Annotated in this window: 18 protein-coding genes; 11 read left to right on the top strand and 7 right to left on the bottom strand. The window is 68.5% G+C overall.

The annotated features are described in order from the left end of the window. Positions 1 to 12 precede the first annotated feature (12 nt). The 3 genes from rplL to ACFWUZ_RS31170 all read left to right on the top strand — a co-directional run bounded on the left by rplL (position 13) and on the right by ACFWUZ_RS31170 (position 8,458). A complete protein-coding gene (gene rplL, locus ACFWUZ_RS31180; RefSeq protein ID WP_030154668.1) occupies positions 13 to 396 on the top strand; it encodes a 50S ribosomal protein L7/L12 in 384 nt (127 codons plus the stop codon). A gap of 584 nt (positions 397 to 980) precedes the next feature. Continuing rightward, positions 981 to 4,463: a DNA-directed RNA polymerase subunit beta gene (gene rpoB, locus ACFWUZ_RS31175; RefSeq protein WP_384380354.1), complete on the top strand. Its 3,483-nt coding sequence runs from the start codon at positions 981 to 983 to the stop codon at positions 4,461 to 4,463. Between the two features lie 95 nt (positions 4,464 to 4,558). Then, positions 4,559 to 8,458 carry a DNA-directed RNA polymerase subunit beta' gene (locus tag ACFWUZ_RS31170; protein WP_384380351.1) on the top strand — a complete coding sequence of 1,300 codons (3,900 nt, stop codon included), beginning with the start codon at positions 4,559 to 4,561 and terminating at the stop codon, positions 8,456 to 8,458. 60 nt (positions 8,459 to 8,518) lie between these two features. Here the strand turns inward: ACFWUZ_RS31170 and ACFWUZ_RS31165 are convergent, their stop codons facing one another. From ACFWUZ_RS31165 to ACFWUZ_RS31135, 7 genes are all read right to left on the bottom strand, one after another. Further along, on the bottom strand, positions 8,519 to 9,490 hold the full coding sequence (locus ACFWUZ_RS31165) for a M48 family metalloprotease (protein ID WP_384380348.1): 972 nt from the start codon (positions 9,488 to 9,490) through the stop codon (positions 8,519 to 8,521). 26 nt (positions 9,491 to 9,516) lie between these two features. Beyond that, a complete protein-coding gene (locus ACFWUZ_RS31160) occupies positions 9,517 to 10,035 on the bottom strand; it encodes a Pycsar system effector family protein (RefSeq protein WP_384380345.1) in 519 nt (172 codons plus the stop codon). Then, positions 10,032 to 11,048 carry a hypothetical protein gene (locus ACFWUZ_RS31155; RefSeq protein WP_384380342.1) on the bottom strand — a complete coding sequence of 339 codons (1,017 nt, stop codon included), beginning with the start codon at positions 11,046 to 11,048 and terminating at the stop codon, positions 10,032 to 10,034. The genes ACFWUZ_RS31160 and ACFWUZ_RS31155 overlap by 4 nt, the downstream gene beginning before the upstream one ends. 13 nt (positions 11,049 to 11,061) lie before the next feature. Further along, entirely contained in the window at positions 11,062 to 13,170 is a 2,109-nt protein-coding gene (locus ACFWUZ_RS31150) for a hypothetical protein (protein ID WP_384380339.1), read from the bottom strand. Further along, positions 13,167 to 13,913, bottom strand: a complete 747-nt coding sequence (locus ACFWUZ_RS31145; RefSeq protein WP_384380336.1) for a hypothetical protein — start codon at positions 13,911 to 13,913, stop codon at positions 13,167 to 13,169. The genes ACFWUZ_RS31150 and ACFWUZ_RS31145 overlap by 4 nt, the downstream gene beginning before the upstream one ends. A 90-nt stretch (positions 13,914 to 14,003) precedes the next feature. Next, positions 14,004 to 14,723 carry a Crp/Fnr family transcriptional regulator gene (locus tag ACFWUZ_RS31140; protein WP_384380333.1) on the bottom strand — a complete coding sequence of 240 codons (720 nt, stop codon included), beginning with the start codon at positions 14,721 to 14,723 and terminating at the stop codon, positions 14,004 to 14,006. An 80-nt stretch (positions 14,724 to 14,803) separates the two neighbouring features. After that, the gene (locus tag ACFWUZ_RS31135; protein ID WP_384380330.1) at positions 14,804 to 17,287 is read right to left on the bottom strand and encodes a YfhO family protein; all 2,484 of its coding nucleotides are present in this window, start codon (positions 17,285 to 17,287) and stop codon (positions 14,804 to 14,806) included. Positions 17,288 to 17,765: 478 nt separating this feature from the next. On the opposite strand from ACFWUZ_RS31135, the gene rpsL reads away from it, so the two are divergent. The 8 genes from rpsL (at position 17,766) to rpsJ (ending at position 26,430) form a co-directional block, all read left to right on the top strand. Continuing rightward, positions 17,766 to 18,137: a 30S ribosomal protein S12 gene (gene rpsL / locus ACFWUZ_RS31130; RefSeq protein ID WP_007265893.1), complete on the top strand. Its 372-nt coding sequence runs from the start codon at positions 17,766 to 17,768 to the stop codon at positions 18,135 to 18,137. Between the two features lie 2 nt (positions 18,138 to 18,139). Further along, positions 18,140 to 18,610: a 30S ribosomal protein S7 gene (rpsG, locus tag ACFWUZ_RS31125; RefSeq protein ID WP_007265894.1), complete on the top strand. Its 471-nt coding sequence runs from the start codon at positions 18,140 to 18,142 to the stop codon at positions 18,608 to 18,610. 39 nt (positions 18,611 to 18,649) lie between these two features. Then, entirely contained in the window at positions 18,650 to 20,782 is a 2,133-nt protein-coding gene (fusA, locus tag ACFWUZ_RS31120; RefSeq protein ID WP_384380327.1) for an elongation factor G, read from the top strand. A gap of 149 nt (positions 20,783 to 20,931) precedes the next feature. Beyond that, entirely contained in the window at positions 20,932 to 22,125 is a 1,194-nt protein-coding gene (gene tuf / locus ACFWUZ_RS31115; protein ID WP_136229671.1) for an elongation factor Tu, read from the top strand. A 367-nt stretch (positions 22,126 to 22,492) separates the two neighbouring features. Beyond that, positions 22,493 to 22,894 (top strand): DUF2304 family protein, encoded by a 402-nt coding sequence (locus tag ACFWUZ_RS31110; protein ID WP_384380323.1) that lies wholly within the window; start codon positions 22,493 to 22,495, stop codon positions 22,892 to 22,894. Continuing rightward, complete coding sequence (locus ACFWUZ_RS31105; protein WP_384380320.1) at positions 22,891 to 23,697, top strand: glycosyltransferase family 2 protein; 807 nt, start codon at positions 22,891 to 22,893, stop codon at positions 23,695 to 23,697. Before ACFWUZ_RS31110 ends, ACFWUZ_RS31105 begins: the two co-directional genes overlap by 4 nt. Before the next feature lie 237 nt (positions 23,698 to 23,934). Next, complete coding sequence (locus tag ACFWUZ_RS31100; protein WP_384380317.1) at positions 23,935 to 25,644, top strand: hypothetical protein; 1,710 nt, start codon at positions 23,935 to 23,937, stop codon at positions 25,642 to 25,644. Between the two features lie 477 nt (positions 25,645 to 26,121). Beyond that, on the top strand, positions 26,122 to 26,430 hold the full coding sequence (rpsJ, locus tag ACFWUZ_RS31095; protein WP_003948644.1) for a 30S ribosomal protein S10: 309 nt from the start codon (positions 26,122 to 26,124) through the stop codon (positions 26,428 to 26,430).

Below are 26,430 nucleotides of genomic sequence, written 5' to 3'. Positions count from 1 at the left end.
GGATCGCCCATCATGGCGAAGCTCTCTCAGGACGACCTCCTCGCCCAGTTCGAGGAGATGACCCTCATCGAGCTCTCCGAGTTCGTGAAGGCCTTCGAGGAGAAGTTCGACGTCACCGCCGCCGCGGCCGTCGCCGTTGCCGGCCCCGCCGGCCCGGGTGCCGTTGCCGAGGCCGAGGAGGAGAAGGACGAGTTCGACGTCATCCTCACCGGTGCGGGCGACAAGAAGATCCAGGTCATCAAGGTCGTGCGTGAGCTGACCTCCCTGGGCCTCAAGGAGGCCAAGGACCTCGTCGACGGTGCGCCGAAGCCCGTCCTCGAGAAGGTTGCCAAGGACGCCGCCGAGAAGGCCGCCGAGGCCCTCAAGGGCGCCGGTGCGGCCGTCGAGGTCAAGTAACACCTCCGGGGCCTCTCTGAGGCCCCAGTCAAGGGCGATCACCCGTAAGGGTGGTCGCCCTTTGGCGTATCCGTAGTGCCTGACTTGCCCTGGTCTCGTTGGGGAGTAGGGTGATCATCGTTGCCCCGCAGCAGGGTCCGGAGATGATCCGCACGGAGCAGGGGGCCTTGACGAACGGGACGCGGCGCGCAATTCTCAAACCCGTCACCGGCTCGATCAGCTCGGCCAGCTCGATCCGGGATACGAGGCATGGATCGGCTACGAAGCGGGCAGTACTCATACGCGCTCTGTATGCGAGAGCCGAAGCGTTGGATGCAGGGTTGATTTTTTGAAGAGACGTGGGGAAGGCCTGTTGCCGGTTTCCGGAAACCTGGTCTGGACATCAGTGAGCCAATTGGCTACACTGACCCTTTGCGCTGCCTGTTAGCTGCCCCCTGCCCGTCGCCAGGGGCATGCCCACGCTCGAGCACACCTGATTGATCGCCCTGACCTGGCATTTTCGGCCAGATCGGGAGGGCCTCTCTTCTGTGTCAGCTGGGACCGGTACGCGCGTAGTGAGTCCGAGCCCTCGGAAGGACCCCCTCTTGGCCGCCTCGCGCAACGCCTCGACCAATACGAACAACGGTGCCAGCACCGCCCCGCTGCGCATCTCCTTTGCAAAGATCAAGGAGCCCCTCGAGGTTCCGAACCTCCTGGCGCTGCAGACCGAGAGCTTTGACTGGCTGCTCGGCAACGCCGCCTGGAAGTCTCGCGTCGAGTCGGCGCTCGAGAGTGGACAGGACGTCCCCACCAAGTCCGGTCTGGAAGAGATCTTCGAGGAGATCTCGCCGATCGAGGACTTCTCCGGGTCGATGTCGCTGACCTTCCGCGACCACCGTTTCGAGCCGGCGAAGAACTCCGTCGACGAGTGCAAGGAGCGCGACTTCACGTACGCGGCTCCGCTGTTCGTCACTGCCGAGTTCACGAACAACGAGACCGGAGAGATCAAGTCTCAGACGGTCTTCATGGGCGACTTCCCGCTCATGACCAACAAGGGCACCTTCGTCATCAACGGCACCGAGCGTGTCGTGGTGTCGCAGCTCGTCCGTTCCCCCGGTGTCTACTTCGACTCCTCCATCGACAAGACGTCCGACAAGGACATCTTCTCCGCCAAGATCATCCCTTCCCGGGGTGCCTGGCTGGAGATGGAGGTCGACAAGCGCGACATGGTCGGTGTCCGCATCGACCGCAAGCGCAAGCAGTCCGTCACCGTCCTCCTGAAGGCTCTCGGTTGGACCACCGAGCAGATCCTCGAGGAGTTCGGCGAGTACGAGTCCATGCGCGCCACCCTGGAGAAGGACCACACCCAGGGTCAGGACGACGCGCTGCTCGACATCTACCGCAAGCTGCGTCCGGGCGAACCGCCGACCCGCGAGGCTGCCCAGACGCTGCTCGAGAACCTCTACTTCAACCCGAAGCGCTACGACCTCGCGAAGGTCGGCCGCTACAAGGTGAACAAGAAGCTCGGCGCCGACGAGCCGCTCGACGCCGGTGTGCTCACCACCGACGACGTCATCGCGACGATCAAGTACCTGGTCAAGCTGCACGCCGGCGAGACCGAGACGACCGGCGAGTCCGGCCGTTCGATCGTGGTCGAGACCGATGACATCGACCACTTCGGCAACCGTCGTCTGCGCAACGTCGGCGAGCTCATCCAGAACCAGGTCCGCACGGGTCTGGCTCGTATGGAGCGCGTCGTCCGCGAGCGGATGACGACCCAGGACGTCGAGGCCATCACGCCGCAGACCCTGATCAACATCCGGCCGGTCGTCGCCTCCATCAAGGAGTTCTTCGGCACCAGCCAGCTGTCGCAGTTCATGGACCAGAACAACCCGCTGTCGGGTCTGACGCACAAGCGTCGTCTCTCGGCTCTGGGTCCCGGTGGTCTGTCCCGTGAGCGGGCCGGCTTCGAGGTCCGTGACGTGCACCCCTCGCACTACGGCCGCATGTGCCCGATCGAGACCCCTGAAGGCCCGAACATCGGTCTGATCGGCTCGCTCGCCTCCTACGGCCGCGTCAACGCGTTCGGCTTCGTGGAGACCCCGTACCGCAAGGTCGTCGACGGCGTCGTCACCGACGAGGTCGACTACCTGACGGCCGACGAGGAAGACCGCTTCGTGATCGCCCAGGCCAACGCCGGCCTGAACGACGAGATGCGCTTCACCGAGAACCGCGTACTGGTCCGCCGTCGTGGCGGCGAGATCGACTACATCGCCGGTGACGACGTCGACTACATGGACGTCTCCCCGCGCCAGATGGTGTCCGTCGCGACCGCGATGATCCCCTTCCTCGAGCACGACGACGCCAACCGTGCCCTCATGGGCGCGAACATGATGCGCCAGGCCGTTCCGCTCATCAAGGCGGAGGCGCCGCTCGTCGGCACCGGCATGGAGTACCGCTGCGCGGTCGACGCCGGTGACTCGATCAAGGCGGAGAAGGACGGTGTCGTCCAGGAGGTCTCGGCCGACTACATCACCGTCGCCAACGACGACGGCACGTACACCACGTACCGCGTCGCCAAGTTCTCCCGCTCGAACCAGGGCACCTCGGTCAACCAGAAGGTCATCGTCAACGAGGGTGACCGGATCATCGAGGCGCAGGTCCTCGCCGACGGTCCTGCGACCGAAGAGGGCGAAATGGCCCTCGGCAAGAACCTGCTCGTCGCGTTCATGCCGTGGGAGGGTCACAACTACGAGGACGCGATCATCCTGTCGCAGCGCCTCGTGCAGGACGACGTCCTCTCCTCGATCCACATCGAGGAGCACGAGGTCGACGCCCGTGACACCAAGCTCGGCCCCGAGGAGATCACCCGGGACATCCCGAACGTCTCCGAGGAGGTCCTCGCGGACCTCGACGAGCGCGGCATCATCCGCATCGGTGCGGACGTCGTCGCCGGCGACATCCTGGTCGGCAAGGTCACGCCCAAGGGTGAGACCGAGCTGACCCCGGAGGAGCGCCTGCTCCGCGCGATCTTCGGTGAGAAGGCCCGCGAGGTGCGTGACACCTCGCTCAAGGTGCCTCACGGTGAGATCGGCAAGGTCATCGGTGTCCGCGTCTTCGACCGCGAGGAGGGCGACGAGCTTCCTCCGGGCGTGAACCAGCTGGTCCGCGTCTACGTCGCCCAGAAGCGCAAGATCACCGACGGTGACAAGCTCGCCGGCCGCCACGGCAACAAGGGTGTCATCTCCAAGATCCTTCCGATCGAGGACATGCCCTTCCTCGAGGACGGCACGCCGGTCGACATCATCCTGAACCCGCTGGGTGTCCCGTCCCGAATGAACCCGGGACAGGTCCTGGAGATCCACCTCGGCTGGCTCGCCAGCCGCGGCTGGGACGTCTCCGGCCTGGCGGACGAGTGGGCGCAGCGCCTCCAGGCGATCGGCGCCGACCAGGTCGCTCCCGGTACCAACGTCGCCACCCCGGTGTTCGACGGTGCGCGCGAGGACGAGCTGGCCGGTCTGCTGCAGCACACCATCCCGAACCGCGACGGCGAGCGCATGGTGCTCCCGACCGGTAAGGCGCGCCTGTTCGACGGCCGCTCCGGCGAGCCGTTCCCGGACCCGATCTCGGTCGGGTACATGTACATCCTCAAGCTGCACCACCTGGTCGACGACAAGCTCCACGCCCGTTCGACCGGTCCGTACTCGATGATCACGCAGCAGCCGCTGGGTGGTAAGGCGCAGTTCGGTGGTCAGCGCTTCGGTGAGATGGAGGTGTGGGCGCTTGAGGCATACGGTGCCGCGTACGCACTCCAGGAACTCCTGACGATCAAGTCCGATGACGTGACCGGCCGCGTGAAGGTCTACGAGGCCATCGTCAAGGGCGAGAACATCCCCGAGCCGGGCATTCCCGAGTCCTTCAAGGTGCTCATCAAGGAAATGCAGTCGCTCTGCCTCAACGTGGAGGTGCTGTCCTCGGACGGCATGTCCATCGAGATGCGCGACACCGACGAGGACGTCTTCCGCGCGGCGGAGGAGCTCGGTATCGACCTGTCCCGGCGCGAGCCGAGCAGCGTCGAAGAGGTCTGACGGGCCTGACGGGGGCTCCTCACGGAGCCCCCGTCGCCCCCGGGACCGTTCAGACCATGATTGAGACTCGACCCCGAAAGAGGGATTGACGCACAGTGCTCGACGTCAACTTCTTCGACGAGCTGCGGATCGGCCTTGCCACCGCGGACGACATCCGAACCTGGTCCCACGGCGAGGTCAAGAAGCCGGAGACCATCAACTACCGCACCCTCAAGCCCGAGAAGGACGGACTCTTCTGCGAGAAGATCTTCGGCCCCACCCGGGACTGGGAGTGCTACTGCGGTAAGTACAAGCGTGTCCGCTTCAAGGGCATCATCTGTGAGCGCTGTGGCGTCGAAGTCACGCGTGCCAAGGTGCGCCGTGAGCGGATGGGCCACATCGAGCTTGCCGCTCCCGTCACCCACATCTGGTACTTCAAGGGCGTCCCGTCGCGCCTGGGCTACCTGCTGGACCTCGCGCCGAAGGACCTCGAAAAGGTCATCTACTTCGCCGCGTACATGATCACGTTCGTGGACGACGAGCGCCGCACCCGCGACCTCCCGTCGCTGGAGGCCCACGTCTCCGTCGAGCGCCAGCAGATCGAGAACCGCCGTGACGCGGACCTCGAAGGCCGTGCCAAGAAGCTCGAGACCGACCTGGCCGAGCTCGAGGCCGAGGGCGCGAAGGCCGACGTGCGCCGCAAGGTGCGCGAAGGCGCCGAGCGCGAGATGAAGCAGCTCCGTGACCGCGCCCAGCGCGAGATCGACCGCCTCGACGAGGTGTGGGCCCGCTTCAAGAACCTCAAGGTCCAGGACCTGGAGGGCGACGAGCTCCTCTACCGCGAGCTGCGTGACCGCTTCGGCACGTACTTCGACGGCTGCATGGGCGCCGCCGCGCTGCAGAAGCGCCTGGAGTCCTTCGACCTCGAGGAGGAGGCCGAGCGCCTCCGCGAGATCATCCGTACCGGCAAGGGCCAGAAGAAGACCCGTGCGCTCAAGCGCCTCAAGGTCGTCTCCGCGTTCCTGCAGACCAGCAACAAGCCCAAGGGCATGGTTCTGGACTGCGTCCCGGTGATCCCGCCGGACCTGCGTCCGATGGTGCAGCTGGACGGTGGCCGCTTCGCGACCTCCGACCTGAACGACCTGTACCGCCGTGTGATCAACCGCAACAACCGTCTGAAGCGTCTCCTCGACCTCGGTGCCCCCGAGATCATCGTGAACAACGAGAAGCGCATGCTTCAGGAGGCCGTGGACGCCCTCTTCGACAACGGTCGTCGTGGTCGTCCGGTGACCGGTCCCGGTAACCGTCCCCTGAAGTCCCTCAGCGACATGCTGAAGGGCAAGCAGGGTCGATTCCGTCAGAACCTTCTCGGTAAGCGTGTGGACTACTCCGCGCGTTCCGTGATCGTCGTCGGTCCGCAGCTGAAGCTGCACCAGTGCGGCCTGCCCAAGGCCATGGCGCTGGAGCTCTTCAAGCCGTTCGTGATGAAGCGCCTGGTCGACCTGAACCACGCGCAGAACATCAAGAGCGCCAAGCGGATGGTCGAGCGCGGCCGCACGGTCGTCTACGACGTCCTCGAAGAGGTCATCGCCGAGCACCCGGTCCTGCTGAACCGTGCGCCCACCCTGCACCGCCTCGGCATCCAGGCCTTCGAGCCCCAGCTGGTCGAAGGCAAGGCCATCCAGATCCACCCGCTCGTCTGCACCGCGTTCAACGCGGACTTCGACGGTGACCAGATGGCCGTGCACCTGCCGCTCTCCGCGGAGGCGCAGGCCGAGGCCCGCATCCTGATGCTGTCCTCGAACAACATCCTCAAGCCGGCCGACGGCCGTCCGGTCACGATGCCGACCCAGGACATGGTCCTCGGTCTGTTCTTCCTGACCACCGACGGTGAGCTCCGTGACACCAAGGGCGAGGGCCGCGCGTTCGGCTCCACGGCCGAGGCGACCATGGCGTTCGACAACGGCGAGCTCGCGCTCCAGTCGTCCGTCGACATCCGCTTCCCGGTGGGCACCATCCCGCCGCGTGGCTGGGTGCCGCCGGTCGCCGAGGAGGGCGAGCAGGAGTTCCAGCCGGGCGACAGCTTCCGTCTGCGCACCTCCCTGGGCCGCGCGCTCTTCAACGAGCTGCTGCCCGAGGACTACCCGTTCGTCGACTACTCGGTGGGCAAGAAGCAGCTCTCCGAGATCGTCAACGACCTGGCGGAGCGCTACCCCAAGGTCATCGTGGCGGCGACGCTCGACAACCTGAAGGCGGCCGGCTTCCACTGGGCGACCCGTTCGGGCGTCACCGTGGCCATCTCCGACGTCGTCGTGCCCGAGGCCAAGAAGGCCATCGTCAAGGGCTACGAGGAGCTGGACGAGAAGGTCCAGAAGCAGTACGAGCGCGGTCTGATCACCAAGGACGAGCGCACGCAGGAGCTCATCGCGATCTGGACCAAGGCGACCAACGAGGTTGCCGAGGCGATGAACGCGAACTTCCCCAAGACGAACCCCATCTTCATGATGGTTGACTCGGGTGCCCGAGGAAACATGATGCAGATGCGACAGATCGCCGGTATGCGTGGTCTGGTGTCGAACGCGAAGAACGAGACCATCCCGCGTCCGATCAAGGCGTCCTTCCGTGAGGGCCTCACCGTTCTGGAGTACTTCATCTCCACGCACGGTGCCCGTAAGGGTCTGGCGGACACCGCCCTGCGTACCGCCGACTCGGGTTACCTGACCCGTCGTCTGGTGGACGTCTCGCAGGACGTGATCATCCGCGAGGAGGACTGCGGTACCGAGCGCGGCCTGAAGCTGAAGATCGCCGTTCGCGGCGAGGACGGCGTGCTGCGCAAGGCCGACGACGTCGAGACCTCGATCTACGCCCGCATGCTGGCCGAGGACGTCGTCATCGACGGCAAGGTCATCGCGCCGGCCAACGTCGACCTCGGTGACGTCCTGATCGACGCCCTGGTCGCCAACGGCGTCGAGGAGGTCAAGACCCGCTCGGTCCTGACCTGTGAGTCCGCGGTCGGCACCTGTGCCTTCTGCTACGGACGCTCGCTCGCCACCGGCAAGCTGGTCGACATCGGTGAGGCGGTCGGCATCATCGCCGCCCAGTCCATCGGTGAGCCCGGTACCCAGCTGACGATGCGTACCTTCCACACCGGTGGTGTGGCAGGTGACGACATCACGCAGGGTCTGCCGCGTGTCGTCGAGCTCTTCGAGGCCCGTACCCCGAAGGGTGTCGCCCCGATCTCCGAGGCCGCCGGCCGCGTGCGGATCGAGGAGACCGAGAAGACGAAGAAGATCGTCATCACGCCCGACGACGGCAGCGACGAGACGGCGTTCCCGATCTCGAAGCGCGCCAAGGTCATCGTGCACGAGGGCGACCACGTCGAGGTGGGCCAGAAGCTCACCATGGGTGCCACCAACCCGCACGACGTGCTGCGCATCCTCGGCCAGCGTGCCGTCCAGGTCCACCTGGTCGGCGAAGTCCAGAAGGTCTACAACTCGCAGGGCGTGTCGATCCACGACAAGCACATCGAGATCATCATCCGGCAGATGCTGCGCCGCGTGACGATCATCGAATCCGGCGACGCGGAGCTGCTGCCGGGCGAGCTCGTCGAGCGGTCGAAGTTCGAGACCGAGAACCGTCGTGTGGTCACCGAGGGCGGTCACCCCGCCTCCGGTCGTCCGCAGCTGATGGGTATCACCAAGGCCTCGCTCGCGACCGAGTCGTGGCTGTCGGCGGCGTCCTTCCAGGAGACGACCAGGGTTCTGACGGACGCGGCGATCAACGCCAAGTCCGACTCCCTGATCGGCCTCAAGGAGAACGTCATCATCGGTAAGCTCATCCCGGCCGGTACGGGCCTCGCCCGCTACCGCAACATCCGGGTCGAGCCCACCGAGGAAGCCAAGGCCGCGATGTACTCGGCCGTCGGCTACGACGACATCGACTACTCGCCCTTCGGCACCGGCTCCGGCCAGGCTGTCCCGCTGGAGGACTACGACTACGGCCCGTACAACGGCTGAGTCGCAGCAGAGAATCAACCGCAGGGCGGTCACCCGAAAGGGTGGCCGCCCTGCGGCGTTTCAGCGGCCGCTCTGCAGGAACGGCTGGAGGTGGTGCAGCCGTGTGCGGTGGTCGGGGTGGGTGGAGAGCAGCCGGGATTGCAGCCCGGCCATGCCGGGGGGCGCGGGTGTGCCGGTCTCGTGGGTGCTCCAGTCGTGGAGTGTCTGGGCGAGAGCCGGTCCGAACCCCAGGACCGCGGCGTGTGCGTCGGCCCGGAGTTCGGCCCGGCGGCCCACCGCCGCTGTCAGGTAGGGCAGTACGAGCAGCAGCAGAGGCAACCCGTAGGCGGCGGTGAGGGCAGTGAAGGTCAGCCAGACGCCGATCGCCAGCAGGATGCTCACGGTGGTGTGGGTGTACCTGGCGCCGCGCGCGGTGCGCAGGACCCGGGGCGTTGCTCGGGCGAGTCCTCGCCAGGCGAGTCGGCAGGGCATGCCGTACCACCAGCCGAGCAACCCGGACCAGGCGTGACCGCCCACGTGGTGGCCCAGTTCGTGGGCGAGTACGGCGGCCAGCTGGGTGGTGGGCAGCTGCTCCAGTGCCCGCCTGGTGACCGCGACTATATGGCCGGCGGCGGCGAGCGCGTTCAGGTCGCCGCTCTCCTCTATCCACAGCTCGTACTGGCGGCCGTCCACCCCGGCGCGGGCCGTGACCTCGTGCCACACGGGTGTCAGGGTGGCCAGGTCCGCCGGGAGCGGACGGTGCAGGCGCAGGAGGTGACGTGCGAGGAACTGCTCACTGGGGCGGTGGAAGGTGAGGGCGCCGGAAGCCGTCCACAGGGCTGTGGGCAACCACGCAGGCACGCCGAGCCAGGCTTCGAGGACCAGGGACGCCACCAAGACCAGGGCGAGACTGAGGAGGAAGGCGGGCAGGTGAAGTGCGAGGTGGAGCCAGGTGGTGCGGTCGGTCGCCCGCTGGCGGGCCTGGTACGTGACACGGGTGCCGGGAGGGTTGCGGTAGTCGAGGTCATCGGGTGGGGCGGTCTTGTCGTCCATACGGGGCCTCCACGGGCCGGCGGTGGTCAGCCTGAGAGCAGGGCAGCGGTCAGCAGTGCCACACCGGTGCCGTAGGACACGAGCCCGGCCTTGATCCACTGGTGCTTGCGGACCGCGATCCGGCTGTTGGCGGCCAGGGCGTCGCGAAGTGCGGTGCCCTGGTCGCGGCCGGTGTGGGCAAGGGCTTCGGCGAGGCGGCCCTGCTGGTCGGCGGAGCGGATGTTGCCGAAGTAGGAGAGTGGGGTGCCCGCCTGCCATACGGAGCTCAGGGACCGGGGGAGTACGGCGAGAAGGAGAGCCAACAGGCTCAGTGCGAGAGCCGCGGCGCCGATGCACCAGAGCATCAGGCCGAACCCGGAAAGGGAACCGGGGTGCCAGCGGCGCCCGGCCAACTGGGTGCTGAGCAGCCCAGCGGTCATGCCGAGGGCTCCGATGAGCAGGGAAGCCTTGCTGTCGGCGCGGGCGATCTCGACCCGCAGGTCGGCGAGGAGCTGTGAGGCGATCCGGTCGGTGGCAACGGGGTCGGGGTCCCCTGTGGCGGTCATCGGGAGGTGTCCGTGTGTCCCGTTTTCGCAGCCGCAGGGTCCGGACCTTCCGGCACGTGCTGACCGAACACGGCGGTGAAGGCTTCGATCGCAAGTCGCCTCGGCCCCTCCAGCTCGAAGGGCTCCGTTCCTGCTTTGGTCAGCATTTCCTTGATCAGCTCCATCTGCGCCCTGAGCTGTTCCCGTTGCTCCTCCCGCAGGCTGCTCAGCGCCTTCGCGGAGTCCTCCGGGTGCTGGGCCAGGTGCATGGCCCAGGCGTCGATCCCGCCATGCGTCAGGTATTCGCGGTAGAAGGCGATCCGCCGGGCCTCGTACTCCTGGAGCTCCAGTTGCCGTTCGTGCTGTGCGCGGCTCCGGTCGGCCTTTTCCCGGTCGGCCCGGGATCCGCACTGCTGGGTCCGGATCTCCTCGGCCGCCTCGTGCTCGATGGCCTGCAGGCGTCGGGCGTGCGCGATGTTTTCCTCGTCACGGCGGAGCCGCACGGTCCACAGGACGCGTAGGCCCGCCTCTTCGCCCAAGGGCTTGCCCTGGCCCACGGCGGTCAGCAGTTCGTTCTCCGCGGCAGCACTGTCGGCGATGGTGAAGCGCCGGGTGACCGGCCGGGCGGCCTGTTCCAGCTCGCCGAGGAGGAGACGGGGCACGTCGCGGTGGCCGCTGCGGACGTATCGGGCCGGGTCGGTGACCTGCCAGTCGAACTCCACGCCCACCTCGAACTCGTGGGCGTCGTCGGCGCTGGGCAGTGGAATCCGGTTCCGTACGGGGTGGACCCCCATGTCCACCTCGTAGACCGCCGTGTACCGGCGGCGGAGTCGGCGGGGCCGGTGCGGGGGGAGGAAGACCTCGAAGTCGCCCCGCCGGGTGGTGTAGACGAGGGCGTGATCGATCCGGGTGGGCGCCCTGCCGGGTAGACCGAGGCGGCCTATCTGGCGGACGGTGACGACCGGGTCCGCGAGCTGTGTGTGCCGGTCGGCGTGCTGGTCCCAGTCGGCGTAACGGTGTAGAGGGCTGTCCATGAGCGGCCTCCTTTCAGGCACGTGCGAGCGGGGGAGCGAGTGCGGCGCGCAGCTGGCCGGCAACACGGGGTCGGGGCTGTCCGTCGAGACCCGGCACCGTGTCGAGCAGGTGGTCCAGTCGCGCGGCGTCGCGCGGGCCGGTGGCGAGCGCAGGGAGCAGGTGCGTGAGGGCACGCGCGGCGGTGGGGTCGGTGTCGGCGGACCGGACCCAGGAGCGCAGCACGTTCTCGGCCCGTTCGTTGGTGGTGCGGTCGTTGATGGCGGTGCTCAGCAGCAACGAGACTGCGCTGTAGGCGGCAGGGGACGCTGCGTAGCCTGCGAGGAGGGGCGGGCAGGACGAGGGGTCCGATCGTTCGCAGGCGGTGAGGAAGCCGTCCAGGGCGAGCACACGAGCGGAGGGATGGCCGCTGAGAGCGGGCACTAGCGCCATGAGGGCCGGTACGGCTGCAGGGGAGAGCAGCAGCAGGGCGACGGACTGGGGGAGTTCCTCGGTGACCTGCTGGTCGCCGGCCCCCGTGCGCGACTGGGCAAGCTTCTTGTCGTACTGGTGGCGGGCCTGAGCGCGGAGTGCGGCTAGCGTCTCCGCCGGACGTTCGGGTCCTATGAGGCCCAGGGCGCGGACGGCGACCCAGCAGCGCTTGGGGTCCTGGCCGTCGGCGCTCCAGCCATCGATGATCCGAGGGATGTTCGGGGCGCCGATCCGGTGGGCGAGAGTGAGGGCGCTCACTGCTGTCAGCTGCCGCCGGGACTCCTTCGCGCCCGCCCAGGGCTCGACGATCAGCGCCATGGCCGATGGCAGGTCGGTGAAGGCGAGGACGGCCACGGTGGCTGCCGCCCTGGTCCGTACGAAGGGGCGGCCGTCGGAGGCGAGGCCGTTGAGCCATTTGATCAGTGCTGGTCTCGCCGCCGGGTGGCCGGTCCAGACCTCGCGCAGCAGTACCGGTGCCACGCGCTCGTCCTTGAATGCGGCCTTGACCTGCATGACCGGGCCCCACTCGGTCATCTCGTCCTCGGGGTAGCGCCGGGCCCGTGCGGTCTGGAGCCGTTTGGCGATGTGGGTGCCGAAGACCGGGATGGGCTCCTGGTACTTCTCGTCGCCGGTGCTGCGAAGCGCTGCGTACAGGATGTCGCTCAGCTCCGCGGTCAGCGCGTAGGGGCCCTTGTCGAAGGCGGCCAGCGCGATCAGGAAGGCCTTCTCGCGTAAATGGATCCTGTTCTCGGCTTCTTCGAACCACTCCTGGACCTGACGCTCCAGTGCGAGCAGGGAATACTCCCGGATCTTGGCTTGATCGGCCTGGACCAGGACGGTGACGTACCGCACCACCTCGCGGATCTGGTGTTCGTGGGACAGGAAGTCGGCCACCGCGGGCAGGGCCAGCAACTCGTCGGCGTCGGTCGGGTCGAGCCGTGAGTGCAGCAGGGTGCGGAGAGTGGTCCTCGGCGCCGGAGGCTCCCACGGGGCAAGACGGATCGTGTCTTCGATGTACGGGCTGAGACCTGTGGTGATCACGAGGTACGCGTCCTGGTCCCGGAGCTGGCCGCGCAGCGCGAGCAGGTGGGCTTCGCGCAGCGGCTGATCCTGCGAGGGCTCCAGATCGCACAGCACATGACCGCGCGCCTTGCCCGGGGAGACGAACCTCCGGCTCAAGTCGCTCGGGGTCACTCCCCGGTCCATGGCGTGGACCGGGGTGGCGTCGAGGTGGTGCAACAGCATCAGGGCTGCCGTGCGGCGACCGGTGAAGGGCGGGCCGGTCAGGACCAGGACGCGTTCGTGGCGCAGCCGCTCCAGCAGAGAGGCGAAGGCGGTCCCTTCCGAGACGAAATCGGCGGCCAAGCGCTTCAGGGTCTCGGCCGGAAACTCTCCGGAGACCTGGCCACCACCGAAGCCGAAGTCGTAGTGGTTCTCGATCTTGGCGCCGGTGATGATGTCGCCGATGACCTGCTGGGCGGTGACTCCGTGGTTGGTTCCCCGGAAGGCCATCGAGTGCGGGGCGTGTGCATCCAGGTCCCGGCGGGCGGCCCAGGGCTCCTGGGCCTGTTCCTCGGGTTCGGTGGCGGGCTGGGCCTCCGACCGGGCGACAGGTGGCGGCGCCACCTCGTCAGCGGGTGCCTGCTCGCTCACTTGCGCTCACCCGGGCCGCCGAAGGTGATGTCACCCGTGATCTGGTTGGCGACCGCGCCGTGGTTCGTGCCGCGGAAGTCGATCCCACCGGACGATACGGGCCGGGGAGCGTGAGGAGCGGCGAGCGCCCCTTGACGCGCAGTGTCGGGGGCCGGATCGTCCATGGCGGGGAGCGGACCGTGGAGCCAGGCAGTGAGGGGGCCGTTCTTGCTCAGCACCGTGATGCGGTGGAACTCCTCGGCGGGGATGCCGGTGTGCTGGTGGCGCACGATGCCCGAGTGGACCGATTCCGAGACGCAGAGGGCGTAGTCGTTGCCGCGCTCGCGCAGCGCGGCCCGCAGCGCCTCGGCGTCCAGCAGCCGGCAGGCCTGGTTGAGGTCCGTACCCACCCAGCCGTCGTATTCGTCGACGGCCACGTACCCGGCCGCGAGGACGGCTCGCAGGCGGATCTGAGCGGAGCTGGCCGCCATCCGATTCACCGAGCGCAGCTCGGCGGGGACATCGATGAGGAGTGTGCGGAGCAGAGTCGTGAGGGGGACCGCGGGGTCGATCAGCTCCATGACCGCGTCGCCACGGTCGGCGCGCAACCTCAGGGTCTGGTCGATGCCGGCGGCGAGCAGGACACGGTCGACGATGCCGAAGAGCATGCGGCGCAGGTAAGCCTGCTGCACGTCGTCACGATCGCTGAAACGTTCGGTGTCGATGAGCAGCATGGTCCGAGGCAGGGGCTGTGTCGGGGTCATGGAAGGAGCGTGCACCGGAGCGGGCGGTCGCCGTGAGGGCTGATGACGCACCCGGAGTGTGACGGGATGCACTGAAGACCGGCTCCGGAATCAGTCGGCCGGTGGCTGTGACCTGGCGATCCGGCGCAGCACGTCCGGGCGTACGATCACCAGCTCCCGTCGGCCCGTATTGACGACTCCGCGGTCGCGGAGGTCCTTCAGGTGACGTTGAACCATTTCCCGGGATGCACCCACGGCTCCGGCAAGTTCCTGCTTGGTCAGGGCCACGGAGACCTCCACTCCCTCCGCCGTGCGGCGGCCGTGCAGCTGGGCCAGCTCCAGCAGGAGCACGGCGAGCCGCTCGCGCACGCTCAGCGCGGCGAACTCCAGGCGGCGGCGGTCCCCGGTGCGCTGTCGGTCGGCGGTGAGGGCGAGCAGTTGGAGCGCGACAGAGGGGCAGCGGGTCAGGAAGGTACGGAAGGCCTCGTGCTCGATGACCACCGCACGGACCTGTTCCAGAGCGGTGACGGACGCGGATCGGGGCCGACGGGTGAGGGCGGCGGACTCGCCGATGATGTCGCCCGGGCCCCGTAAGGCCAGCAACGCCTGGTAGCCGTTGGGATAGGCGGCCGTGACCTTGGTCCAGCCGGTGAGGATCAGCAGGACGTGCGCGGTGGGCTCGTCCTGATGGAGCAGCGGGGTGCGGGGCGGGTAGGTCAGCTCGCGTCCGAGGGCTCGTAATGCGGCGCCGTCGACATCCTCCAGACGGGCGAGGAAGGGCACGCGGTCGTCTAGCCCGCCGTCGCCGCCCGCCGACTGGTTCAAGATCATCTGCAGTCGCCCCCACCCCTGGTGATCAAGGCGTTCAAATCTACTGAACGCGGGGGTCGGGTGGCTCGGGAATGCAGGAACTACCTGCCGGGGCGGCCCCGGCGCCGGCCCGCCACCGTGACCGAGGCCAGGGCGAGGAGGGCCAGGGCCGCGCCCGCGAGCCCCGGGGCGAGGCCCTTGGGGGTGAAGGCGCAGGACACCTCCTCTGCGCCCGCGGGCAGGTCCACCGCAACCAGCCCGTGGAAGCTCCTGACCGGGGCCGAGCACTGCCAGCCGGGCACGTCCGTCATGGCCAGGACGGCCGTGCCGCGGGCACCCCGGGGCAGGGTGGCCGCGATGGCGTGGCCGCCCGTCTCGACCGAGGTGGCCCCGGTGACGGTCAGCTTCCGCACGGCCGCGTCGAGCGCGGCGCGGTCCAGGCAGCCGAGCGGGTGGCTGCCGGCGCCGGCGCCCCGGGTACGGGTCTGCACGGTGACGGCCACCGCGCCCGAGGCGGGGACCGGGCCCAGCGGAACCACACCCGTCCGCACGTCCTCCAGCCGCTGCGACGCGGCGCCGTGGCGCAGGGTGCCGTACAGCGCGGGGGAGTACCAGTAGGCCGCGGAGCCGGGGGTGCACCGGGCGGTGTAGGTCTGCGCCGTGGGGCTGCCCCCGCGGGTGATCGGCGGGACCCGGTAGACGGTGGCGCCCAGGACGTTCTCCTGGCGGGCGTAGACGCTGCCGGGTGGATTGGGCGAGGTGTAGGGCGCGGAGCGGACCGTGACCAGCGGGGGCGCGGGGAACCGCGAGGCCGTCCAGGTGCCGGGGCCGGCGCCCGGGCGCACGCGCGCGCCGATCGAGAAGACCGCGTCGAGCACCGGGTTGTCGGCGCCGAAGAAGGTGCGGCCGCCGTTCTTGTAGCCGTAGCCGAGCGGTGCCAGCGCCTCGAACGTGGCCTTCGGGAGGTAGCTGCTGTAGTACTGCGGGCCCTCCGCGCGCAGGGCGAGCGCGTCGTTGTACGAGGACTGCGGCGCGCCCGGGTCGGTCCGGTAGGCGGGCCAGCCGTCCACGTCCTGGACGGTGGCGAAGTGCCGGTCGATCGACGGGCCGGAGGTGACGGCGGGCCTGGCCCAGCGCTCGCGGGAGCGGCGGGCGTCCGCATTGGCCGCGGCGGCGGCGGACTCGGCGAGGACGACGGCTGCCATCAGTGCGGCTGCGAGGGGGACCAGGTGGCGGCGCTTTTCGCCGAGTGCCAGTAGGACCAGCGCCAGCAGCGACAGGGCGCCCCCGCCGAGGACGGCCGGCCAGGTCCAGCCTCCGAAGTCGTCGGTGCGGCGCAGCGCGAAGGCGGCCGTGACCAGCAGGGCGGTGGACAGGACCAGGTGCAGGGGGCGCGGCCGGTGGGCCAGGGCCAGCCAGGCGAGCACCACCAGCATGCCGCTGAGGACGAAGGTCTCGCGGTACGGATTGCCGTTCGGGACCGCGAGGCCGTGCCACACGAGCTGGGTGGGCGGGAACTGGAACGAGGCCGCCACGAGCACGGTCGCGCCGCCCCACACCAGACGGGTCCGCCGCGCGACGGCGGTGTTCAGGAAGAAGCTCCCGGCCAGGATCAGCCCGAGCGAAGCCACGTACAGCCGGGGCCGGCCGCCCCACAGGTGGGTGGCCGGCAGCAGACCGGTGAGGAAGACGTCGATCCGCACGGGGTCGAATGCGGCGGCCCCGGTGGGCTGCGCGGAGCCGCTGGACAGGAACGACGGCAGCAGCAGCGGCAGCGTGAGCAGGACGCCGGTGACGGTGGCCGTCGCGGCACGCCACACCGCGCCCAGCCGCTGACCGGGGGTGGTGCCGCGGGTGGCGAGGCGGACGGCCAGCAGCACGCAGGCGGCCAGCGTGGCCATCATCGCCGTGTAGAAGTTGCCGTACCAGGCGAGCGCGACCAGCAGGGCGGCGCCCGGCCAGCGGCGCTGCTCCAGGCACCATTCGACGGCGATGCCGAGCATCGGTAGGGCGACCAGGCCCCAGAGCCACATGGGGATGTACGAGGCGTCGCTGAGGGCCCAGCCGCACAGGCCGTAGCAGGCGCCGAGGGTGCCGCGCTGCCACCAGGGGCCCGGGTGCAGCTTGCCGAGGTACACCGTCATCAGGGCGGCGGCGGTGCCCATGGTGACCGGGGTGACGGTGAAGACGGCCAGGTCGACGTGGGCGCGCGGGACGAGGACGGCCAGCCAGGAGAAGGGGTTCCCCAGGTAGGTGGCGTAGTCGGACAGGAACTGCTGGCCGAAGCCGCCGCGCCAGGTGAACAGCAGGTCGCCGGCGGCCCGGCCGTGCACCAGGTCCCACAAGCCCTGGTGGAACGGCACGTACTGGTTGGCCTGGTCGTTGACGGCCCGGCCCGTGCTGCCGAAGGGGTAGGTGCCCCGGGCCGCCCAGGCCGCGCAGAAGGCGCCCGAGGTGAGGAGGAAGGCCAGCAGGGGCCCGTACAGGGCGGCCGGGCGCGGGCGCCGGGGGCGCGGCAGGACGCCGCGGCGGCTCGCGCGGGGCGGACTGGCGGTCGTCGTCGGGTCCGAAGTGGCCGTCCCCAATGTCCCGCTCCCTCATGGTCGTACCGTTTGGGCTGAAGCGCTCGGCAGTGTAGGGCCCCGGGACCGCCCGGATGACCCGCGAGACGGAGCGCGCGGGGGTGTTCGACCGGCCCGTACGGGACCCCGCACGGGGGCATCGCCGCAGCTCCATAGCACGTCCGTGCAGCTTGCGCGCGTCGGAGGGGCCGCACCCCGGTGTCGCCCGTGCGGCGCACGGGCCGGAGGGATCTTCACGCCCCCGCGGCCGGGCTTTTGTTTTGACCGGAGTGGATGCGATAGGTACGCTCAGACCTTGTGCCTGGGGTGTGCCTGGGCTCCCGTGCGTGTCCATCAACCGCATGCGAGCCGAAGCAGCCACCGCGATCCATGCGTCTCCGTGCTTGCGCGGAGGTCCGCCGGATCCGACACACCCGACCGCGTGGGTCGGCAAATGTTCCAGGTTAGCTTCACTACACGGCACACAGAAACCGGAGAAGTAGTGCCTACGATCCAGCAGCTGGTCCGGAAGGGCCGGCAGGACAAGGTCGAGAAGACAAAGACCCCCGCGCTCGAGGCTTCGCCCCAGCGTCGTGGCGTCTGCACGCGAGTGTTCACGACCACCCCGAAGAAGCCGAACTCGGCGCTCCGTAAGGTCGCGCGTGTGCGTCTGACCTCCGGCATCGAGGTCACCGCTTACATTCCGGGTGAGGGACACAACCTGCAGGAGCACTCGATCGTGCTCGTGCGTGGTGGCCGTGTGAAGGACCTGCCGGGTGTTCGTTACAAGATCATCCGCGGTGCGCTTGACACCCAGGCTGTCAAGAACCGCAAGCAGGCCCGCAGCCGCTACGGCGCCAAGAAGGAGAAGTAAGAATGCCTCGTAAGGGCCCCGCCCCGAAGCGCCCGGTCATCATCGACCCGGTCTACGCATCTCCTCTGGTGACGTCGCTCATCAACAAGATCCTCCTGAACGGCAAGCGCTCCACCGCCGAGCGCATCGTTTACGGCGCCATGGAAGGCCTCCGCGAGAAGACCGGCAACGACCCGGTCATCACGCTGAAGCGCGCGCTCGAGAACGTCAAGCCGTCCCTCGAGGTCAAGTCCCGCCGTGTCGGTGGCGCGACCTACCAGGTTCCCGTCGAGGTCAAGCCGGGTCGCCAGTCGACCCTGGCCCTCCGCTGGCTCGTGGGTTACTCCCGCGCCCGTCGTGAGAAGACCATGACCGAGCGCCTGATGAACGAGCTGCTCGACGCCTCCAACGGTCTTGGCGCTGCCGTCAAGAAGCGCGAGGACACCCACAAGATGGCCGAGTCCAACAAGGCCTTCGCGCACTACCGCTGGTAGTTCAAACCCACATCGAGACCGAGAGAAGACTGAGCCGGTATGGCTACCACTTCGCTTGACCTGGCCAAGGTCCGCAACATCGGGATCATGGCCCACATCGACGCGGGCAAGACGACCACCACCGAGCGCATCCTGTTCTACACCGGTGTGTCTTACAAGATCGGTGAAGTCCACGACGGCGCTGCCACGATGGACTGGATGGAGCAGGAGCAGGAGCGCGGCATCACGATCACGTCCGCCGCGACGACCTGCCACTGGCCGCTCGAGGACGTCGACCACACCATCAACATCATCGACACCCCGGGTCACGTGGACTTCACCGTCGAGGTGGAGCGTTCGCTCCGCGTCCTCGACGGTGCCGTCACCGTGTTCGACGGTGTCGCCGGTGTGGAGCCGCAGTCCGAGACCGTTTGGCGTCAGGCGGACCGCTACGGCGTCCCGCGCATCTGCTTCGTCAACAAGCTGGACCGCACCGGCGCCGAGTTCCACCGCTGTGTCGACATGATCAAGGACCGCCTCGGTGCGGTTCCGATCGTCATGCAGCTCCCCATCGGTGCCGAGATGGACTTCCAGGGCGTTGTCGACCTGGTCACCATGAAGGCGTTCGTCTGGTCCGCCGAGGCGACCAAGGGCGAGATGTACGACATCGTCGACATCCCGGCCACGCACACCGAGGCTGCTGAAGAGTGGCGCGGCAAGCTGGTCGAGACCGTCGCCGAGAACGACGACGAGATCATGGAGCTCTTCCTGAACGGCGACGAGCCGTCCGTGGAGCAGCTGCACGCCGCCGTGCGTCGCATCATCCTGAACTCCGGCAAGGGCAAGGGCGAGCCCACGATCACCGCGGTGTTCTGTGGCACGGCGTTCAAGAACAAGGGCGTTCAGCCCCTGCTCGACGCCGTCGTCCGCTACCTGCCGTCGCCGCTGGACATCGAGGCCATCGAGGGCCACGACGTCCGCGACGCCGAGGTCGTCGTGAAGCGCAAGCCTTCCGACGAGGAGCCGCTCGCGGCTCTGGCGTTCAAGATCATGAGCGACCCGCACCTGGGCAAGCTCACCTTCGTCCGGGTTTACTCGGGCCGCCTGGAGGCCGGCACTGCGGTGCTGAACTCCGTCAAGGGCAAGAAGGAGCGCATCGGCAAGATCTACCGCATGCACGCGAACAAGCGTGAGGAGATCGCGTCGGTGGGCGCCGGTGACATCGTCGCCGTCATGGGCCTGAAGCAGACCACCACCGGTGAGACGCTGTGTGACGACAAGGCACCCGTGATCCTGGAGTCCATGGACTTCCCGGCTCCGGTCATCCAGGTCGCCATCGAGCCCAAGTCCAAGGGTGACCAGGAGAAGCTGGGTGTCGCCATCCAGCGTCTCGCGGAGGAGGACCCCTCCTTCCACGTTCACTCGGACGAGGAGACGGGCCAGACCATCCTCGGCGGTATGGGCGAGCTGCACCTCGAGGTGCTGGTCGACCGTATGAAGCGCGAGTTCAAGGTCGAGGCCAACGTCGGCAAGCCGCAGGTCGCGTACCGCGAGACGATCCGCAAGGCCGTCGAGCGTCACGACTACACCCACAAGAAGCAGACCGGTGGTACCGGTCAGTTCGCCAAGGTGCAGATCGCGATCGAGCCCATCACCGAGACCGACGGTCCGGCGTACGAGTTCGTGAACAAGGTCACCGGCGGCCGCGTCCCGAAGGAGTACATCCCTTCGGTCGACGCCGGTGCGCAGGAGGCCATGCAGTTCGGCATCCTGGCGGGCTACGAGATGACGGGCGTCCGCGTCACGCTTCTCGACGGTGGCTACCACGAGGTCGACTCCTCCGAGCTCGCGTTCAAGATCGCCGGCTCGCAGGCCTTCAAGGAGGCCGCGCGCAAGGCGTCCCCCGTGCTCCTCGAGCCGATGATGGCCGTAGAGGTCACCACGCCCGAGGACTACATGGGTGACGTCATCGGTGACATCAACTCCCGCCGTGGCCAGATCCAGGCCATGGAGGAGCGTCACGGTGCTCGCGTCGTGAAGGGCCTCGTGCCCCTTTCGGAGATGTTCGGCTACGTCGGAGACCTCCGCAGCAAGACCTCGGGTCGCGCCAGCTACTCGATGCAGTTCGACTCCTACGCCGAGGTTCCCCGGAACGTCGCTGAGGAGATCATCGCGAAGGCCAAGGGCGAGTAACTCTTCCGAGTACACGCTTTAGGCTTGTCACCGGAGCCTCTGGGGCAGCAGGAGCAACACTTCTGTTGCCCCGGGGAAACCGGCTTTCCAGCAAAGATCACCTGGCGCCGATGAGCAAGGCGTACAGAACCACTCTCCAGGAGGACCCCGTGGCGAAGGCGAAGTTCGAGCGGACTAAGCCGCACGTCAACATCGGCACCATCGGTCACATTGACCACGGTAAGACGACCCTCACGGCCGCCATTACCAAGGTGCTGCACGACGCGTACCCGGACCTGAACGAGGCCTCGGCCTTCGACCAGATCGACAAGGCTCCTGAGGAGCGCCAGCGCGGTATCACCATCTCGATCGCGCACGTCGAGTACCAGACCGAGGCGCGTCACTACGCCCACGTCGACTGCCCGGGTCACGCCGACTACATCAAGAACATGATCACCGGTGCCGCGCAGATGGACGGCGCCATCCTCGTGGTCGCCGCCACCGACGGCCCGATGCCGCAGACCAAGGAGCACGTGCTCCTGGCCCGCCAGGTCGGCGTCCCCTACATCGTCGTCGCCCTGAACAAGGCCGACATGGTGGACGACGAGGAGATCCTGGAGCTCGTCGAGCTCGAGGTCCGTGAGCTGCTCTCCGAGTACGAGTTCCCGGGCGACGACCTGCCGGTCGTCCGCGTCTCCGCGCTGAAGGCGCTCGAGGGCGACAAGGAGTGGGGCGAGAAGCTTCTCGGCCTCATGTCCGCCGTCGACGAGGCCATCCCGACCCCGCCGCGTGACACCGAGAAGCCGTTCCTCATGCCCGTCGAGGACGTCTTCACGATCACCGGTCGCGGTACGGTCGTCACCGGCCGTATCGAGCGTGGTGTCCTGAAGGTCAACGAGACCGTCGACATCATCGGTATCAAGGAAGAGAAGACCACCACCACGGTCACCGGTATCGAGATGTTCCGCAAGCTGCTCGACGAGGGCCAGGCGGGCGAGAACGTCGGTCTGCTCCTCCGTGGCATCAAGCGCGAGGACGTCGAGCGCGGCCAGGTCATCATCAAGCCCGGTTCGGTCACGCCGCACACCGAGTTCGAGGCCCAGGCCTACATCCTGTCGAAGGACGAGGGTGGCCGTCACACCCCGTTCTTCAACAACTACCGCCCGCAGTTCTACTTCCGTACCACGGACGTCACGGGTGTCGTCACCCTGCCGGCCGGCACGGAGATGGTCATGCCGGGCGACAACACCGAGATGACGGTCGCGCTGATCCAGCCGGTCGCCATGGAGGAGGGCCTGAAGTTCGCCATCCGTGAGGGTGGTCGTACCGTGGGCGCCGGCCAGGTCACCAAGATCTCGAAGTAGTTCGAGTTCTGACCTGGTAGCTCGTCAGCGAGCACCAAGTTGCACTGGAGGGCCCCGTCCCACCGCTCCGGCGGAGGGACGGGGCCCTTCGGCGTGCCGTGGCCTTGGTCACCACCACCGCCGGACGGCCCGGCCGGCGCCGCGGTCCGGGGGCGGATCCGAGTCGGCGGGACGGCCAACGGCCGGACTCCGCCGACCTGCTGGGATGCGTCCCCGGCGCCCGGGCCGGGCCGGGCCGGACGCCGGGGACGGCCACGTCACCGGGCGGTGCTCGGAGCCGTCCTCCACCGGCCTGACGCTGTCATCCGGTGCCATATGCTTGTCCCACAAAGACTTTGGCCCCTTCGCGCGAAAGGCGCCGCCCGCTGTGCGACTCTCCGTCCTGACCTCCATCTCCGGTCTTCTGGTGCTGGGGTACATCCTCGAACTGCTGCGCCGTCAGCAATTGCGGGAGAAGTACGCCGCGATATGGCTCGGCATCGGACTGCTGGTCGCGCCGATCGGGTTCGTGCCCGACCTCCTGGACCCGCTCGCCAAAACCCTCGGCGTCGCCTCCGGTGCGAGCCTGGTCCTGTTCAGCGGCTTCGTGCTGGTCCTGCTGGTCAGCCTGCACCTGAGCTGGGAGACCAGCCGCCTGGAGGCGGAGACCCGCACGCTCGCGGAGGACGTCGCGCTGATCCGCGCGCATCTCGTCCAGCAGGGCGGTTACCCCAGCACGTCGCCGCGCACGGAGGACTCCGGCGCCACCGAGGCACAGGTGAACTCGTGAACGACGGTCGTCGCGTTCTGATCATTCTTCCCGCCTGGAACGAGGAGGAGGGCCTGCCCTCCGTCCTGCGTGAGATCCAGGAGCAACTGCCCTACGTCGACACCCTCGTGGTCGACGACGGCTCGGCCGACAACACCGCCGAGGTCGCGCGCGCGGCCGGTTCGGCCGTCGCCCAGCTGCCGTTCAACCTCGGTGTCGGCGGCGCGATGCGGCTCGGCTACCGCTACGCACAGCAGCACGACTACGACGTCGCGATCCAGGTGGACGCCGACGGCCAGCACGACCCGGCGTACGTCCCGGCCCTCCTCGAGCGGCTCGCCGTCGGCGACGCCGACCTCGTCATAGGCGCCCGGTTCGCCGGAGACGGCGACTACCAGGTCGGCGGGCCCCGCAAGTGGGCCATGAAGCTGCTGTCCGTGGTGCTCTCGCGTATCACCCGCACCAAGCTCACCGACACCACCTCGGGCTTCCGGGCCTGCAACCGCCCGCTCATAGAGTTCTTCGCGCGCTGGTACCCCGTGGAGTACCTCGGCGACACCATCGAGTCCATGGTGGGCGCGGCCCGATCCGGCTACACCGTGCGCCAGATCCCCGTCGCGATGCGGGAACGGACCACCGGCCGCCCGTCCGCCTCGCCGTTCCGGGCGATGGTCTACCTCACCCGCGCCGGTCTGGTGCTGCTGCTCGCGATGATCCGCCGCATGCCCAAGGAGCTCAAGGCGTTCACGCCCGGCTCGCCGGCGTACGTCGCCCACCAGCGGCGCACCGCCGAGCTGCTCGGCCACGAGCTGACCAAGGCGTAGTCCCGGGCGGATGTCCCGCACCGGCGCTCCGCCGGGCGGGCCGCCGACCGCAGGCGTCCCCGCCGCGGGCACCCGTACCGCCGCCCGGTGCCCGACGGACATCTCACGGAAGTGTGATCTGCAGTGACGAGGACGCCCCCCACGTCCCCCGCGTTCCCCGCGTCCCCCGAGGACCCGGGGCCCGCCCGTACCGCCGGGGATCCCCCGGCGGCGGGGTGGTGGCACGCCAGGTGGGTCGTGCCGTCGGCGCTGGCCGTGGGCTACGTGCTCAACGTGCTGTTCCGGATCTCGCTGGTCACGAAGCAGGACCATCCGGCGGTCAGCCCGGACGAGCAGATGTACCTGGTGATGGCCCGGGTCATGGCCGGTCTGCCGACCACCGAGATACCCCGCAACCAGGTCATCCCCGGCGGCTACTCGCTGCTGGTCTCGCCCGCCCTGCGCATCACGCAGGACCCGGTGCACGCCTACCACCTGATCCTGGGCATCAACGCCCTGATCAGCTGCCTGGTGCTGCTGGTGGCGTACTGGGGGATGCGCCGGCTGGACGTCTCCCGGCCGGTCTCGTACGTCGTCGCCTGCGCCGTGGTGCTGGTGCCGCCGGTGGTCTTCTACTCCCAGTTCGCGATGGCGGACACCCCGCTGCCGGTCCTGGTGCTGTCCTGGCTGATCGGCCTGCACGGCCTGCTCTCCGAGGGCACCCGCAGGAGCCGCCTCCGGTTCGGCCTGCTGGCGGCCTTCGCCGCCGGGTACTGCCTGCTCACGCACGACCGCGGCGGTGTGATCGTCATGCTGACCGGGCTGGTGCTGCTCGCGGCCCTGGCCCTGCGGTGGGCGCCCCGGAGCGCCGCCCTGGCGGCGCTGGGCCTGCTCGCCGCGATGTTCGCCGTCAAGCAGCTGATGGCCGCCTGGCTGATCTCCCGGATCGACGGCGCCGAGCCGAGCGCGGTAGGCAACATCGTCCTGAAGACCCTCGTGGACACCGGCCTGATGCGCCGCACCCTGATGCGGACCGTCGGTCACCTCTGGTACTTCATGACCAGCACCTGGGGCCTGGGCGCCCTCGCCCTGGTGGTCTGCGTGTACGCGGTTCTGCGCCCGCGCTTCGCCCGGGCCGACCGCGTGGTGGCCTTCGTGATGGTCGCGCTGCTCGGCGGCATCGCCCTCGCGGCCGCCGCAGGCCTGCCCGCCGACCGGCGGATCGACACCCTCGTCTACGCCCGCTACCTGTCCCTGCTGGTCCCCGCGTACCTCCTGGTCGCCGCGGCGACCCTGTACCGCCTCCGCAGCCGGAAGAAGCTCCTCGCCCTCGGCGCTGCCGCCGCCGGCGTGACGCTGGCGCTCACGGCGGTACTGCTCCACATGGCCGGCAAGGAGTTCGGCAGGTCCTGGTTCATCCTGTGGGGCCTGCCCGACGCGACCTTCCTCTCCAGCCTCTGGGCGCAGGACTGGGGCAGCTTCCACCCGGCGCGCACCACGGCCGTGGCCCTGATCGTGCTCACCGCCCTGCTCCTGGTGCGGCTGCTCGGCGGTGTCCGCCGGACCGCGCTCGCCACGGGGGCCGCCGGGGTGGCGACGGCGCTGTTCGCGGTCTGGGGGACCGTGGCCATCACCGACAACGTCACGAAGCCCTTCACGCAGGAGCGCCGCGGCGATGCCACCGGCTTCATCGAGGAGGCGGGCATCCGCCCGGGCGACCGCCTGGTCATGGACGCGGACGTGAACTGGCAGAACCGGGCGGCGATGGCCTACCAGGTGCTCGACGGCCGGGTGTGGACCCGCTCCCTGACCGAGGACCAGAGCCCTCCGGCGGAGGCAGACGTCGCCCTCCTGGTCCTGTCCGACCCCGGGGCCGCCCCCACCGAGAGCTGGCGCAACGCTCCGGCCGGCTGGCACGTCGACCGGACCGTGCGGGAGCGGCAGTACGTGATCTGGCGCCGGGGCTGACCGGCCGGCCCGGTGGCGGGGTCCTGGAGGGCCCGTCTGCCGAGCGCGCGGGGTTTGACGTGATCGCTGCGACGGGTATTGTCTTGGGCCCGATTGGCGCAGTACGCGTCTTGTATGGCAGACTACTCAAGTTGCTCGGTTGAGTGCCGATGCTGCGCGCCTCCCGCCGGGAGGACCGGAAGCGAGTCCCACAGTACTCGTCGCCTTTATCTGCCCCTCGGGGCAGCAATGGGGCGGACGTACGGGAATCTTCCGGGAAGCGTCAGCGAGGTGCCGGCCAGGCGCTCGGTGGGTGTTTCTCCCCCGAACCGCGGTCCTGGGACCGCACCCCCTTGGCAGGGAATTTCCTTATGGAGATTTCTTTGGAGGGAGTGCGACACGCCCGACCGCGGGGGTCGGAGGAGGAGCCGCGGGTCACCCCGCAGCCGACCGAGAGTCAGAGCGTTTTCACACGAGACAAAGGACTACGAAGTAGCCATGGCGGGACAGAAGATCCGCATCCGGCTCAAGGCCTACGACCACGAGGTCATCGACTCCTCGGCGAAGAAGATCGTCGAGACGGTGACCCGCACTGGTGCGTCGGTCGCAGGCCCGGTGCCGCTGCCCACTGAGAAGAACGTGTACTGCGTCATCAAGTCGCCGCACAAGTACAAGGACTCGCGCGAGCACTTCGAGATGCGCACGCACAAGCGCCTGATCGACATCCTCGACCCGACGCCCAAGACCGTTGACTCGCTGATGCGCCTGGACCTTCCGGCCGGCGTTGACATCGAGATCAAGCTCTGA

This window comes from Streptomyces sp. NPDC058646, assembly GCF_042716875.1.
GTDB lineage: Bacteria > Actinomycetota > Actinomycetes > Streptomycetales > Streptomycetaceae > Streptomyces.
The sequence above is the reverse complement of the archived record's forward strand: the minus strand, read 5'-3'. Positions and strand labels throughout refer to the sequence as shown.

Bases quoted from the DNA above. Each gene is read 5' to 3' on its own strand.
- rplL (WP_030154668.1), top strand. From the start codon at position 13: ATGGCGAAGCTCTCTCAGGACGACCTCCTCGCCCAGTTCGAGGAGATG.
- ACFWUZ_RS31165 (WP_384380348.1), bottom strand. From the start codon at position 9,490: ATGGACGACAAGACCGCCCCACCCGATGACCTCGACTACCGCAACCCT.
- ACFWUZ_RS31160 (WP_384380345.1), bottom strand. From the start codon at position 10,035: ATGACCGCCACAGGGGACCCCGACCCCGTTGCCACCGACCGGATCGCC.
- ACFWUZ_RS31155 (WP_384380342.1), bottom strand. From the start codon at position 11,048: ATGGACAGCCCTCTACACCGTTACGCCGACTGGGACCAGCACGCCGAC.
- ACFWUZ_RS31145 (WP_384380336.1), bottom strand. From the start codon at position 13,913: ATGACCCCGACACAGCCCCTGCCTCGGACCATGCTGCTCATCGACACC.
- ACFWUZ_RS31140 (WP_384380333.1), bottom strand. From the start codon at position 14,723: ATGATCTTGAACCAGTCGGCGGGCGGCGACGGCGGGCTAGACGACCGC.
- rpsG (WP_007265894.1), top strand. From the start codon at position 18,140: ATGCCTCGTAAGGGCCCCGCCCCGAAGCGCCCGGTCATCATCGACCCG.
- fusA (WP_384380327.1), top strand. From the start codon at position 18,650: ATGGCTACCACTTCGCTTGACCTGGCCAAGGTCCGCAACATCGGGATC.
- rpsJ (WP_003948644.1), top strand. From the start codon at position 26,122: ATGGCGGGACAGAAGATCCGCATCCGGCTCAAGGCCTACGACCACGAG.